This window comes from Streptomyces sp. NPDC000594 (genome assembly GCF_040299965.1).
Taxonomy (GTDB): domain Bacteria; phylum Actinomycetota; class Actinomycetes; order Streptomycetales; family Streptomycetaceae; genus Streptomyces.
Window position 1 is genome coordinate 1 of record NZ_JBEPCY010000013.1, and the last position, 12,932, is coordinate 12,932.

A 12,932-nucleotide genomic window follows, 5' to 3' on the forward strand; every position below is an offset into this window, starting at 1 on the left:
GGTAGAGCGACGAAGGAGCGGGCCGGCGAGGACACGCACCGAACGACCTTGCACGCAGCCCCCCGACCCCCAAAATCGAAAAGCAGGGAAGGCGAGATCCCGTACGGACGCCGAGGACGGACCCGCCCGTCTGGCCGGCGACGTCACCCCCTTACGATGCCGCGACCAGGCGAAACGAGGGGGAGTCATGGCCCGACGGGGCGCAGACCGGCAGCGGCGCGGCCACGGGGATGAGGAGGACGAGGGCTGCTGCATGACGTGCATGGACACGTACGTGGCCTACTGCGGTCCCTGCCCGCTCAAGATGATCTACGCCCTCACCGCCGCCGTCCGGCTGTCCGCCAGCCACGGGCCCGCCCCGGTGGACGCCGCGGCGCCGCGGCCCACCGGCCGGGTGGCCGGCACGCTGTACGGAGCGGTCCACCACTACCGCACCCGCATCAGCCCCACCAAGCCGCCGTGCTGCCCCTACACCCCGAGCTGCTCGACCTACGCGATCAAGGCCCTCCACCAGCACGGGGCGGTCAGAGGCGTCCGGCTCATCGCGGGGCGGCTTCTGCGCTGCCGCCCCGGCGCGGCCCGCCGCCGGGGCGGGCGCGACCCGGTCCCTCGCTGACCCGGGCGCCCGTCCCGTCGGCTACCGGCGAGCCCTGTCAGGCGGGGTGGTGCCGAGCGTGCCGCGCGGCCGCCTCGCGCCACCACTCCTCGCGCAGCCCGGGGTCGCCCTGGACCTGTTCGCAGAGGTCCGCACCGCCCTCCGCGCTCCCGGCGAGCGGCGCCAGGAGATGGGGCAGGTGCGCGGACAGGCGATCGGCGTACTCGCCGTCGCCGAGGAGGATCACGTCCGCGTCGGCCAGCGCGTTGTCCGCGACCACGCGGGCGGTCCGTTCCGGATCGGCCGCGTGGTCGTCGCCGATCTCCACGATCAGAGCCCAAGCGGTCAGGGCCTCCGCCGCGAGGCGCAGCGAAGGCGGCGCCGACGGCTGGGACCGGGCTGCCGGGATGATGACGACCCGGCGGCGGCCCACGGTGATGCCGCAGCGCTGGCGCGCGTACTCCCGGCCCGCGGCCGTCAGGTACAGCGGCCTGCGGGCCTCGGCGACGGGCAAGCTCCGCTCGCCCGGGAGGCGTCCGTAGTCCCCGTACTCCTCCTCCCGCAAGGCGTTGAGGGTGGGCGCGCGGAAGCACGCGTCGCGCGGCAGCGGATTCGGGTCGTGGTAGCCGGGGAGACGCTGGTCCGGGCGCAGGGCGGCCGCCTGGATCGCCGCGTGCTGGGTCTTGGGAAGGAGTCGCGGCAGTGCGGGGTCCTCCGGAGGGTTGCGGCGCAGCCACTCGGCTGCCGCTTCCTGGCCGTCCCGGGTGATCCGGTAGGGGCCTCCGGGGTGCTCACGGACGATCAGGCTCTCGCGCCGCAGGCGTACGAGCGCTGCTCCGGCGCCGGAGACAGCCCCGTCGTCACCGGCGGCCAGCAGGATCGCGGCCCCGGTCGGGGTAAGCAGTTCCTCTGTCATCCGGAAACCCGGGAACTGGCGGGGGCTGCGGTGGTCACGATTTCCTCCTCGGCTGGTGTGCGTGGTGGCCGACCAGGACTTGCCCTCCCTGATTCGACATGCATTATATTACCACCATGTGCGGGGCCGATGTCCGGCACGGGGCCTGCTGGAGGACTGTGTCCGCGTCCGCCAGGGACTGCCCCAGGTGTTCGGCACGCAGCTTGTCACGGTGGTTCATCGCACGCGGAGGTGTCTCTCCTCATCCAGTCCGGGGTTCTGCCGGGATTGAGCCGGTCCAGGGCGGGTGGCCCTGGGGTGATGGTTACTCGGTGCGCTGCCGCTGGTGGGTGATCAGCTTTTCGGCGAGGCGCTGGGCCGTGTCCCCGGTGGGCTCGCCGGGCTTCTCCTCGTACAGGCACCACACGTAGCGGCCGTGGCTCATGACGAAGTGGTCTTCCGGGCCTGCTCGCCAGGCCCGGTTGGCGCCCCGGAAGCCGCTGTCCTCGCCGGTGAGACGGTCCAGGGTCTCCTGCACGTCCAGACGGGCCGCCTCGTAGATGAGGTCACCGGGTCCGGAAGTGAACTCGGCTGCCTGGCCCGGCTTTTGGGCTCCGAGGTCGATTGCCAGATGGTTCCAGGTCATGGGGATGACTTTAGGGCCCGGGTAGGTCCTGTGATGCGGTGACGGCGCTGCCGGGGCCGTCTGAAGGTCACAGCAGTTTGTGAAGCGCGCGGTTGACCGAGGGGTTGCGGCCCTTGCGGTAGGAGGGGACGGGGCTGTAGCCGGCGGAGTGGTAGAGCGCGAGGGCGGCGGTGTTGCTGACGCCGGTTTCCAGCAGGATGCGGGTGGCGCCGCTGTGCCGGGCGTCGTGTTCGAGTCGGGTGAGGAGGTGCTGTCCGAGGGAGAGTCCCCGGGCCTCCGGTTGTACGTACATGCGTTTGATCTCGGCTGTACGGCTGTCGATCAGGTGCCATCCGCCGCAGGCGACGGGCTCCGTCGCGGGGTGGATGTGGGCGAGGAGGAAGAGCCCCCGGGGTGGTGCGAATTCTGCGGCCGGTGTGTCGGCGGGGTCGTCGGCATAGCCGTAGAGGGATGTCTGTTCGGCGTGGAGCTGCCGCATGAGCCGGTGCGCGTCGGGGTGGTCGTAGGGGACGACCGAGAGGTGGGGGTGGGGGTCGGTCATGGGGTTGATACTGCCCGTTCCAGGGCCTGGATCGCAGTGGCGCGGTCGGCTGAGCACAGGTGCCGCCGGGCGTGCCGGCCGAGCTGGGTGAGCAGGAGCCGGCAGCGGACCGACTGGACGTGGGGGAGCCGGTCGGCGACGGTGGTGAGGGACTGTGCGGTGGCGTGGGGGTCTTTGCTGAGGAGGCGGGCCCGGGCGAGGTGGATGGAGTGGAGCAGGGCGGAGCGCCGGTAGGCGGAGGTCTGGTGGGCGAGGGGGGAGAGGAGTTCGGTGGCTTCGGCCAGCAGGCGCCGTGCGCGGCCGGGGTGGGCGGCGGCGAGGTCGACGAGGGCCTGGCCGGACTCGGCGGCGACCTGCTCGGCGGTGAAGTAGTAGAGGGACGGGGGGTCTGCGGGGCTTCGGCGCTGGAGGAGGGTGTGGCACTGGTCGGTGGCCCGGCGGAAGTTGTCGATGTCTCCGGCGCTGGCGTGGGCGGTGGCCAGGCGTCCCAGGGCGCGGGCGCGGACGAGGGGCAGGCCGCGGGCGGTGTGCTCGACGGCTGCGGCGGCGAAGCGCAGCGCTGTGTCGGGCTGGGCGTGGGCGGCGTGCTGGTAGGAGAGCATGCCGAGGACGTTGGCGACGGTGTCGTGGTCGCCGGCGGCGCGGGCGAGGCGGATGGCGAGGAGCTGGTAGCGCTGGGCGGCGGCGGTGAGGTCGGCGTCGAAGGCCATCCAGCCGGCGAGCTGGGCGTGTCCGGCGGCGGTGCGCAGGAGCCGGGTGCCGGTGTGGGCGTCGTAGCGGCAGGTGCGCAGCAGGTGGATCACTTCGCCGAGGGCGAGGCGGACGTGGCGCTGGGACAGGGGGCCGCCGCCGGTGCGGTCGTCGAGCCGGCGCAGGGAGTGGAGCTGGTCCTCAAGGACGTCGGCTAAGGGGGGTGGTACGCGGTCCGGTCCGCTCGGGCGGGGCGGGGGCGGGGTGGTGTCGTGGTGGGTGGCGTCCCAGACGGCGGTGGTGAGGCGGTCGGGCGGGGCGGGGTGGGCGGTGATGTGCTGGTCGGGGCTGGTGACCCAGGCGGCGGTGGTGTCGAGGACGGCGGGCAGGGTCCGGGATCCGAGGAGGTGGTCGGTGGCGGTGGGTTCGGTGACGGGCTTGTGGCCGGGGCCCCACAGGGCGGTGGTGCACGGGGTGCCGGTGGCTTCGGTGAGGACGGTGGTGGTCAGGCGCCGTACGACGGGTGAGCGGGGGGTGGATCCGCGGAGCCAGCTGTAGGCGGCGGTGGGGTGGAGCCGGGTTTCACCGGCGGCGTCGAGTCGGGGGTTGAGGGCGCGGATCAGGTCGCGGGGTGTCCAGCCGGCCTGGTCGAGGGCGGCGGCCAGGAACTGGTTGTGGCGCGGGGCGGGTGTGGTGGCGGTCGGCGGGTGCGACCGGGGGACTCGGGGAGTCGTCGTCACGGTGGCGAGGCTAGGCCGGTTGACGGGCGGGGGCGGGTTTTCACGGCTTTTCACACGGCCTCCTCGAAGCTCGCGTTCTTCACGGTCTGCCGGGTCGCGGGGCTGGCGGATTCTGCGGTGTGCTGGGGGACGGCCCGCGGCGCCGCCAGGGCCGGTCGGCGCACTCCCAGGGGGCTCTCATGACACCCGACTTCGTCATCCGGCTGCGTGAGCGGGTGGGCAGTGACCATCTGCTGTGGCTTCCCGGGGTGAACGCCGTGGTCCGTGACGGAGAGGGCCGGGTGCTGCTGCACCGGCGTTCGGACACGGGCGAGTGGTCTCTGCTGAGCGGCATCCTCGACCCCGGGGAGGAGCCCGCCGACGCTGTCGTCCGCGAGGTGTTCGAGGAGACCGGGGTCCGGGTCGTGGTGGAGCGGCTGGCCGGGGTCACCGTCTCCCCGCGGGTGCGGCACCCCAACGGGGACCGCGCCCAGTATCTGGAATTGGTGTTCGCGTGCCTGCCGGCCGGCGCCGGGCAGGCGGCCCGGGTCAACGACGACGAGTCCGTCGAGGTCGGCTGGTTCGACCCCGACGGACTGCCGCCGGTGCGCGACAGCGTCCGGGAGCGGATCGCCCTGGCACGGTCCGGCCGGGAGCGGGCGTGGTTCACACCACCGGGGGCCGCGGCGGCTGACGGTGGCGGATGAGCTCGAACGCCTCCGCCTCGGGCACCCCAACCTGCGCGCCCCGCACCGCCGTCTGGGCGTCGAGGGCGCGGGTGGAGCGGGTGTGGGGCCAGGGCCGCATCTCGGAGCCGTACACCGCCAGGGCCCGGCGTTTCAGCTCTGCGGCTTCGGGCGTCAGCGTCTGGAACCAGGTGGGAGAGAAGACGCGTCCGCATCCCCACTCGGTGGCCGAGCGGACCTCGAAGGCGAGGACGGTCCGCACGGTGCTGCCGGGCTGGGGCCGGGTGGCGGCGGCCACCGCTTCGGCGGTGAGGCGGTGGTCGTGGCTGAGATCGGCGGTGCTGTGGGTGTAGACGACGGTCGGCGCCCAGGCGCGGACGGCGTCCTCGACGGTCTGGGTGATGGCCAGACGAGGGACGGTGTCGAAGGCGTTGTCGGGGAAGTCGGCCAGGCGCAGTTCGGCCCTGTAGAGGCCGGCGACCTTGCGGGCGCTGTCGGCGCGGTGCGCCCGGACCTGATCGTCGCCGGTGGGACGGCTGGTGGCGGAGTGGCTCAGGATCAGGGTCATCAGCGGGTCGCCGGCCAGGGTGTGGACGGCGAGGGTGCCGCCCGCGCCGAGGATCTCGTCGTCGGCGTGCGCCGCGACGGCCAGCACGCGCTCGGGCCGGTGGGTGTGGTCCACAGTTCGCTCTCCTGGGGGTTCGGGGCATCGTGCCCGTTGCTGAAAGGAAGGGGGATGTGCCGTGTTCGGTGGTCGGAAGTCTGAAAGGAAGGCCGGAGGATGACGACGGACGAGAACTTCCCGAGAATGGTGTTCCGGGTGGGGCGGCGGCGGATCGGGGAGGGGGTGCGGATCGGCGCGGGCACGGTGATCGTGGCGGACGACCTCGTGCTGGAGGACGGGGCGAGCATCGGGGAAGGCTGTGATCTGCGCTCCGCCCGCCTGCGTCTGGGGCGCGGGGCGGAGATCGGCGCCTCGGTGCGGGTGTTGGTGGCGGACCGGTTCACCGTGGGCGCCGGGACCCGGGTGGATACCGGGGCCGGGGTGGTCTGCCGCGAACTCGCGGTGGGGGACGGCTGCTATGTGGGGCAGCGGTGGCGGGTGGGGGCCGGGGCGTCGATGGAGGAACGGTCCAGGCTCACCGTGGGGGACCGGTGCCAGATCGCCCCGGACGTCGTCTTCAACGCGACCGAGCCCATCACGATCGGGTCGGACGTGGGGATCAGCGCCGACGTGGCGATCTGGACCCACGGCTACCACGCGGGACACTCCGTACGCGACGGGCACACCGCGGCCTTCGAGGGTGTGGTGGTGGAGGACGGGGTGTGGCTGGGCTTCCGGTCGGTGCTGCTGCCCGGCGTGCGGGTGGGCGCGGGAACCGTCGTGGCGGCGACGGCGACGGTGACCTCCTCCCTCCCGCCCGGGGTGCTGGCGGCCGGAGTCCCCGCGAAGGTCAAGCGCACCCTGCGGCCGCGCGCACTGACCGCCCCGGAGCGCGCTGAGGCGGTCGGAACGCTGCTCGCCGGGTGGCTTGAGCGCCTGGCCTACAAAGGACTGGCCGTCGACGGCGGCGAGGGGACGTGGACCGTCGCCCGGGGCGGTCGGCGGTGGAGGGTCCGTCATCTGCCCGCGGGGGGCGGCGAGGTGGTCGTCGACCCGGCTGCGGGGATTGCGGCGGTGTTCGCGTTCGGCGAGCCGCTGTCCGTTCAGGGCGAGCTGGACGAACTGGGTCACGACTGGCGGGACTTCTGCCGCCGGGCTACCTGGCTCTTCCCCTATGCCGGGAACTCGACCGGGATCGTGCCGCACCGCTTCGCCCGCCTCCTCGACTGACCCGCCCCCGCTCCGGCGGCCGGTCCGGGTCACGCTTCGTTCCCGGCCAGGTGGGCGCACAGGTCCGGGGACAGCCGACCGGCCCGCCCGGTGTCGGTCATGACGCTGGTGAGCTGGCGGATGCTGGTGGGCCCGATGACGGGAACGACGTGGGCCCGGGTGGCGGAGCGCAGGTAGGCGAGCGCGAGAGCGGTACCGCTGACGCCGAGCCGCCGTGCGGCGGCGCGGAGCCGGATGCGGCGCCCGGCGTTGCCCAGGGTGTCGTAGGTGGTGGTGTGGTGAGCGTGGTGGCGTCCGCTGTGCCGGTCGGCGAGATATCCGGCGGCCAGCGTCCGGTAGGGCATGACGACCAGCCCGTACTGCAGGGCGAACGCGAGGTGTTCGGGGTCGGCTTCGGTGAGCCAGGGCTCCGGACACCGGGTGGTGCGGCGGGCGAGGCTCCACAGCGGCTGGGTGATCCGCGGCCCCGTCCGGCCGGCCCCGGCCGCGTAGGCGCACCAGGCGTGCAGCCGGGCGGTGGTCCAGTTCGACGCCCCCACCCTCACCGTGGTGCCGGTTTCGATGAGGTGTTGGAGGGCGTCGGCGACCTCCCCGACGGGGACGGCCGGGTCGTCGCGGTGCAGGACCAGAGCGGCCGGCGGCGCCCCGAGGCGCTCCGTGGACTGTTCGGCGGAGCGGATCAGATGCTCCGGCCGCAGATCCGCCTGTCCGGGCCGGGCCGGGTCGAGCCCGGCCTTGGTCACGGTATACATCCGGGCGCCGGTCGTGGCGAGCCACCGCCCGATCAGCTGCTCGGCCCGCGGCCCGCTCGCGGTGGGGCCGTAGGTCGGGGCGGTGTCGAGGACTCGTCCGCCCAGGTCGTGGAAGGTATCCAGCAGCTCGAAGACGCGGCGGGCGGACAGGGCGGATCCGAACTCGAACGTCCCCAGCGCAAGCCCCACCGCCCCGTCGCCCGGGAACCCGGTGCCCTGGGGTGGGGTGGGCCGGTTCACCGGGTGCCCGCGGGGACGGTGAGGGCGCGGCGCAGGCGGTGGGTGTCGGCGAGGGCGTCGGCCAGGGGCCGGTGCGGCAGGGGCCCGTAGACGCGGGTGAAGCGGGTCATGTCGGCGGTGAACGAGGGGATTTCGTTGGGCCGGCCCGCGGTGTGCCGGATACCGGCTGCGCTGCCGGTGAGCGTGAGGATCGCGTCGGCGAGGTCCCGGATCGAGGTGGCGCGGCCGGAGCCCGCGTTGACGACGGGCAGGAGACGGTCGCGGTCCAGGATGCGGGTGAGCATGGTCAGGGCGTCGTCGATGTGGGTGAAGTCGCGGGCCTGGAGCCCGTCGCCCTCCACCGTCAGGGGGCGGCCGGCGGCCGCGGCGTCGAGGAACGCGGGCACCACCGCGTCCGCGCCCTCGGCGGGGCCGAAGGTGTTGAAGAAGCGGACGACCCCGATCTGCCGGCCCGCGGGCAGCAGCGGCCGGCATACGGCGGCGAGGTGTTCGGTGGTCCGCTTGCCCACCGCGTAGGGGGAACGGGGGGAGCAGGCGGTGCGCTCGGTGAGCGCACCGGAGCGCGGGCCGTAGACCTCGCAGGAGGACGCCAGCAGCAGACGCCGCGCGCCCGAGGCGCGGAAGACGTCGATCATGTGCCGGTCGACGGCGGTGTTGTGCTCGAAGGCGCCCGGCAGGAACGAGCCGGGGACGGACTTGTGCGCGGCGAGGTGGACGACGGTGCCGAACGGGTCGAGGTCGGCGGCCTGAAGGGTGCGGACATCACGCTCCTGGAGCCCGCCGGGGGGCGGGCACAGGGAGGGGACGGACAGGTCGTCGACCGCGGTGACCTTGATGCCGGCGGTGCGCAGGTGGTGGGTGAGGGCGGAGCCGATGAAGCCGGCCGCGCCGGTGATCAGAACAGGATCCATCCGAGAAAGCCCCGATCAGGGTTCAGAGGGTGGTCAGGAAGGCGGCGAGCTGGTCGGCGCCGGTGTAGTGGTGGGAGGCGATTCCCAGCCGTCCGGCGTCGGTGGTGACGGAGGCGATGTCGTCGGCGAGGACCAGGGAGCTGCGCGGGATGTGGTGGAGGTGGGCGACGTGGTCGAAGAACGCCACGCGGGGCTTCGTGGTCCCGATCTCGTGGGAGCAGATCACCGCGTCCAGGACGGTGAGGTCCTCGCGGTACAGGTCGCGCCAGAACGGGGCGTGCAGCGCGTTGGTGTTGGAGACGCCGACGACCGCACGGAAGGTGTCGCGCACCAGGGAGGAGCTGAGCAGGGCGGTGAGGCGGGTGTCGACGCCCTGGTAGATCGCGTTCCAGCCGTCCGTCATGTCCCGGTCCGTCAGGGTGAGGCCGAGGCGGTGGCGCAGGTGGTCGAGATAGGCGGGCGGGGTGATCTCGCCGCGTTCGAAGGCGTCGAACGGCCCGTCGATCTCCCACGCGGTCAGCAGCCGCTGCGGGTCGTCGCCCGCCAGGCGGGCCCAGTGCTCCAGGGCGCGGATGAAGGAGTAGGAGAAGAACACCCCGCCCATGTCGATCATCAGGACCCTGGGGGTGGTGTGCGGGTCAGGCGCGGGCATGGCGCTCCTCGGCAGTGACGTCGGGGGTGGGGTGGGGGAGGAGGTGGGCGTAGCGGTCGGTGATCTTGTCGCGGCGGGGTTTGCCGGTGGCGGTGACCAGGCCGGTGCCGGCCCACGGGTCGGGCAGGACGAGGACGGTGTGCAGATCGGCCCACGGCAGCGCCCCGGATTTCTGCGCGCGGGCGACGGCCGCGAGGAGGTCCCGCTCCAGGCCGCGGACCCTGTCGGGCGGCCAGTGGGCGGTGCCCGGTGCGGAGACGAGGGCGACGGTGTGGGGCAGCTGGTGGCCGGTGACGCAGGCGTGGTCGACTCCCGGGCGGGCGGTCAGGAACGCTTCGAAGGGTTCGGGGCTGACCAGGCGGCCGCGGGCGGTCTTGAACGCGGCGGACAGCCGGCCCGCGAGCACGATCTGCCCGTCCCGCGTCTCGGTGGCGCGGTCGCCGGTGTGCCACCAGCCGCCGGTGGTGACCGGACGGGTACGGGGCCAGCGGGTGACGTACCCGGGGGAGAGGTGCGGGCTGCGGATCAGCAGCTCCCCGCCGTCGCCGACCCGATGGGCGGCCGTGACCGGGATACCGAGGTGCGGGGCCGTGGTGTCGGGTTGGTGGTAGACGGGCACGGTGGTCTCGGTCGCCCCGTACGCCCCGGCCACCCGCAGTCCGGCCGCCGTCAGGGTGCGGGCGGTGGCGGGGGCGAGGGCGGCGGCGCCGTTGACCGCGAGGGCGATCCCGCCCACCGCCGTCCGCAACTCCGCACCGCCCGCTTCCTCTTCGGCGGTCAGGGCGTGGGCGAGGCGGGTGAGGGTGTGGGGGACGCCGAGGAGGACGTCGGGCCGGTGCCGGACGATCGCGCCGGTGAGATCGTCGGGGCCGGCGGTGTGGACGGTGGTGCCGTACAGGCACATCAGGCTGTGGCCCATGATGCGCTGGGCGATGTGGGAGACCGGCAGAGACGCCACGGTCCGCTCCGGCCGGCGCGCGGCGCTGGGCCAGTGCCGCATCCAGGCGGTGATGCCGTCGGTGAGCGCCCGGTCGGTCACCACCACCCCGCGGGGGGCGCCGGTGGTGCCGGAGGTGAACACCACGGCGGCCGCCGTACTGCTGCGGGCGCCTGCCCAGCGCCGGGCCTGCTTCCGCAGCGAACTCGCCCTTGGCGGCAGCTGTGCGTCGAGGTCCTCGGCGGTGACCGGATGGACGGGTATCCCGGCGGTGCGGGCGGCCTCGACCACCTGGTCGTCGTGTCCGGAGAGGGTGTCGAGGACCGCGGCCGGGCGGAGGGACCGGAGCACCGCGCGGGCCTGGCCGGCGGTCAGATGCTCGGGGACGACGGCGGGCACGGCCCCGGCGAACAGGACGGCGAGGTCGCAGGCCGCGAACAGCGGCCCGCCCGCGGTGCGCAGCAGGACGGTCCGCCCCTCGCACCCGCCCGCCCGTTGAAGGAGGCGGGTGAGGTTCCCGGCCCGGGCCAGGAGACCGGCGAACGACCAGGCCGTTCCGTCGGGCGCGGTGACCGCGATCCGGTCCGGGTCCTGGGCGAGGAACCGCTCCAGCAGCCGGGAGGCCGTCACAGGTCCTCCGCCGCGGTACCGGACAGCAGGTACGCGCCCGCGAGCTGCCGCCCGCGGCCGGCGACCAGGGCGTGCCGGGAGATCACCAGGGCGTCCCGCCAGCAGCCCTCCACCTCGCTGGCGCGGTGGACGGCCGCCGACCCGGCGGCCTCGAACAGCGTCCGGCACACCGACTCGGCCGTCTGCGCCATATGGCAGCAGGCGGCCCGCAACCGGGCCCGCTCCTCCTCCCCGACCGGGCCGTCCACGGCAGCGGACCAGGCCGCCGCCGTGGTCCGTTCCAGCAGACCGGACGCGGCGGCCAGCTGCGCGCCGGCCTGCGCGTACGCGTCCTGGGCACCGCCGAGCCGGGCGAGCGGCCCGTCAGCGTGCCGGGGCCGCACGGCGGGGGCGAGGCGGGCGAAGGCGTCCAGGGCACGCTGCCCGGCGGCCTCGGCGACCGTGGCGATCGTCGCGGCCATCAGCCCGTACAGCGGGAACCGGTACAGCGGATCGTCGACGAGCGCGGGCCCGGTGAGCAGGACGCTGTGCCCGGCGGGCACCGTGGTGTCGCAGCTGACGGAGCAGGAGGCGCTGCCGCGCAGCCCCAGCGCGTCCCAGTCCTGATGGACCGTCACCTCCTTGCGGGGGAGCAGGAACCAGACCGGGCTCCCGCCGTCCGGGGTGCGGGCGGCGAGCGCGAGGAGCGACGCGTGCTCCGCGCCGGTCACCAGCGGCCACCGGCCCGACAACCGCAGCACGCCCCCGGCCTCGCGGATCGTTCCGGCCGGCAGGGACGATCCGGCGATCACCGGCCGCACCCCGCCGCCGAGAACGGTCCGGGCGGTGGGCTCGTCCAGGCGGGACAGGAACGCCCCGGCCGGGGCGTGGACCGCGGCGGCCCATCCGGCGGACGGGTCCGCGTACGCCACCTGCCGCACCGCATTCAGGATCTGCGGGACCGCCGACTGTAATCCGCCGTACACGGCAGGCAGCGCGGCCGTGGCGATCGCGCTGTCGGACAGGTGCTGCCACACCGACGGGTGAAGGGTGCCTCGTCGTTCGCCGTGTTCGCGGTGCTCGCGGGCGGCCGCGCACAGCGCCGCGGTGTCCATGGCCCGCCCAGTAGTGGGGGAGAGGAGAGGGGTCATCGGTCACGGTCCCATCGCTCGGAGAAGGACAAAGGCATAGGAAAGGTGAGGAGTCGGGTCAGGGTGTGGGGGGTGTGGAGGTCGCGTACGGGGCCGGTGAGGGCGGTGATCAGTTCGCCGGGCAGCCAGCCCGGACCGGCGCGGGCGGCGAGACGGGCCCCGGCGGTGCCGACCAGGTGGCAGGCGAGCGCGGCGGCTTCGGCGGGCGGAAGATTCTGGGCGAGCAGGCCCGCCGTCACTCCGGCGACGACGTCGCCGCTGGAGCTCTTGGCCAGGGACGGGTGCCCGGCCCGCACCCGGAGCAACACCCGGCGGGGGCCGATCACCAGGTCGTGGGGGCCTTTCGCGGTCATCACCGCGCCGGTACGGCGGGCGAGCCCGGCCAGCGCGGCGACCGGCACACGGCCCTCGCGGCTGGCCGTGTTCTGGGTGAGTCCGACGGCTTCGGTCCGGTTCAGCAGCACCACGTCGGGAGCCAGTCCGGTGATCCGGGCGATCCCGTCCGGGCCGCCGCCGAGATGCCCGTCGACGACCACTCCGACCGGGCCCGCCGCCGCCCGCGCCGCGGCGAGCGCGTCCAGGACCGGACCCGGCTGCGGGCTGCCGCCCAGCCCGGGGCCGATCAGCCACACCACCCGCCCCCGCGCCCCCGACCGGGCCCGCCCCGCCAGCAACCCTTCGGTGACCTCCGCCAGCAGCCGGATATCCCCTCCGCCGAGTTCCGGGCCCGGCACCGTCAGCAGGTGCATCTCCAGGGCGGCCGCGCCCGCCGCCGGGCCCGCCGGGGCGAGGACCCGGACACCGTGCGCCCCGGCCCGCAGCGCCCCCAGCCCGGCCAGGAAGGGCGGCGCACTGTAGGCCGAGGATCCGCCGACCACGATCACCTGCCCGCCGTCGCCCTTCACCCCGCCCTGAGCCGGCAGACGCCACCTCGCCGCGGTGCGGCGCGCCCACCACCGCCCCGCGACGGTCACCCGGCGGCCCGCCGCCTCCCCGGATCGCGTAATGGGCCGCACCCCGGCGCGGGGGTCGATACGCTCAACACCACCGCCCGGACCATCTGTTGTGAGGGAA

The 12,932-nt window shown here is 74.4% G+C and carries 14 protein-coding genes; 3 read left to right on the plus strand and 11 right to left on the minus strand.

All coding sequences use genetic code 11. The features are described from left to right. Nucleotides 1-262: 262 nt before the first annotated feature. Nucleotides 263-616 carry a membrane protein insertion efficiency factor YidD gene (gene yidD / locus ABT354_RS19335; protein ID WP_351495276.1) on the plus strand — a complete coding sequence of 118 codons (354 nt, stop codon included), beginning with the start codon at nucleotides 263-265 and terminating at the stop codon, nucleotides 614-616. A gap of 37 nt (nucleotides 617-653) precedes the next feature. Here yidD and ABT354_RS19340 read toward each other — a convergent pair whose 3' ends face one another. The 4 genes from ABT354_RS19340 to ABT354_RS19355 form a co-directional block, all read right to left on the minus strand. Next, nucleotides 654-1,511 (minus strand): hypothetical protein, encoded by an 858-nt coding sequence (locus tag ABT354_RS19340; protein ID WP_351495278.1) that lies wholly within the window; start codon nucleotides 1,509-1,511, stop codon nucleotides 654-656. Between the two features lie 304 nt (nucleotides 1,512-1,815). Further along, nucleotides 1,816-2,136, minus strand: coding sequence for a hypothetical protein (locus ABT354_RS19345; RefSeq protein ID WP_351495280.1), 321 nt, complete (start codon nucleotides 2,134-2,136; stop codon nucleotides 1,816-1,818). Nucleotides 2,137-2,203: 67 nt separating this feature from the next. After that, the gene (locus ABT354_RS19350; protein ID WP_351495282.1) at nucleotides 2,204-2,677 is read right to left on the minus strand and encodes a GNAT family N-acetyltransferase; all 474 of its coding nucleotides are present in this window, start codon (nucleotides 2,675-2,677) and stop codon (nucleotides 2,204-2,206) included. Next, nucleotides 2,674-4,107 carry an NsdA family TPR-like regulatory protein gene (locus ABT354_RS19355; protein ID WP_351495284.1) on the minus strand — a complete coding sequence of 478 codons (1,434 nt, stop codon included), beginning with the start codon at nucleotides 4,105-4,107 and terminating at the stop codon, nucleotides 2,674-2,676. The genes ABT354_RS19350 and ABT354_RS19355 overlap by 4 nt, the downstream gene beginning before the upstream one ends. Nucleotides 4,108-4,286: 179 nt before the next feature. On the opposite strand from ABT354_RS19355, the gene ABT354_RS19360 reads away from it, so the two are divergent. Further along, the gene (locus ABT354_RS19360; RefSeq protein WP_351495286.1) at nucleotides 4,287-4,793 is read left to right on the plus strand and encodes an NUDIX hydrolase; all 507 of its coding nucleotides are present in this window, start codon (nucleotides 4,287-4,289) and stop codon (nucleotides 4,791-4,793) included. Here ABT354_RS19360 and ABT354_RS19365 read toward each other — a convergent pair. Next, on the minus strand, nucleotides 4,753-5,454 hold the full coding sequence (locus tag ABT354_RS19365; RefSeq protein ID WP_351495288.1) for a PIG-L deacetylase family protein: 702 nt from the start codon (nucleotides 5,452-5,454) through the stop codon (nucleotides 4,753-4,755). The two genes, ABT354_RS19360 and ABT354_RS19365, sit on opposite strands and share 41 nt — an antisense overlap. Before the next feature lie 99 nt (nucleotides 5,455-5,553). Between ABT354_RS19365 and ABT354_RS19370 the strand changes: the two genes are divergently transcribed. Then, nucleotides 5,554-6,606, plus strand: coding sequence for an acyltransferase (locus ABT354_RS19370; RefSeq protein ID WP_351495290.1), 1,053 nt, complete (start codon nucleotides 5,554-5,556; stop codon nucleotides 6,604-6,606). A 29-nt stretch (nucleotides 6,607-6,635) separates the two neighbouring features. Here ABT354_RS19370 and ABT354_RS19375 read toward each other — a convergent pair whose 3' ends face one another. The 6 genes from ABT354_RS19375 to ABT354_RS19400 are packed head-to-tail and all read right to left on the minus strand — an operon-like array spanning nucleotide 6,636 to nucleotide 12,874. Beyond that, nucleotides 6,636-7,598, minus strand: a complete 963-nt coding sequence (locus tag ABT354_RS19375) for an aldo/keto reductase (RefSeq protein ID WP_351495292.1) — start codon at nucleotides 7,596-7,598, stop codon at nucleotides 6,636-6,638. Continuing rightward, nucleotides 7,595-8,509: an NAD-dependent epimerase/dehydratase family protein gene (locus ABT354_RS19380; protein WP_351495294.1), complete on the minus strand. Its 915-nt coding sequence runs from the start codon at nucleotides 8,507-8,509 to the stop codon at nucleotides 7,595-7,597. Before ABT354_RS19380 ends, ABT354_RS19375 begins: the two co-directional genes overlap by 4 nt. 22 nt (nucleotides 8,510-8,531) lie before the next feature. Then, on the minus strand, nucleotides 8,532-9,161 hold the full coding sequence (locus ABT354_RS19385; RefSeq protein ID WP_351495296.1) for an HAD family hydrolase: 630 nt from the start codon (nucleotides 9,159-9,161) through the stop codon (nucleotides 8,532-8,534). Next, the gene (locus ABT354_RS19390) at nucleotides 9,148-10,728 is read right to left on the minus strand and encodes an AMP-binding protein (protein WP_351495298.1); all 1,581 of its coding nucleotides are present in this window, start codon (nucleotides 10,726-10,728) and stop codon (nucleotides 9,148-9,150) included. The genes ABT354_RS19385 and ABT354_RS19390 overlap by 14 nt, the downstream gene beginning before the upstream one ends. After that, the gene (locus tag ABT354_RS19395; RefSeq protein WP_351495300.1) at nucleotides 10,725-11,822 is read right to left on the minus strand and encodes an acyl-CoA dehydrogenase family protein; all 1,098 of its coding nucleotides are present in this window, start codon (nucleotides 11,820-11,822) and stop codon (nucleotides 10,725-10,727) included. Before ABT354_RS19395 ends, ABT354_RS19390 begins: the two co-directional genes overlap by 4 nt. Before the next feature lie 32 nt (nucleotides 11,823-11,854). After that, nucleotides 11,855-12,874 (minus strand): NAD(P)H-hydrate dehydratase, encoded by a 1,020-nt coding sequence (locus ABT354_RS19400; protein ID WP_351495302.1) that lies wholly within the window; start codon nucleotides 12,872-12,874, stop codon nucleotides 11,855-11,857. Nucleotides 12,875-12,932 lie beyond the last annotated feature (58 nt).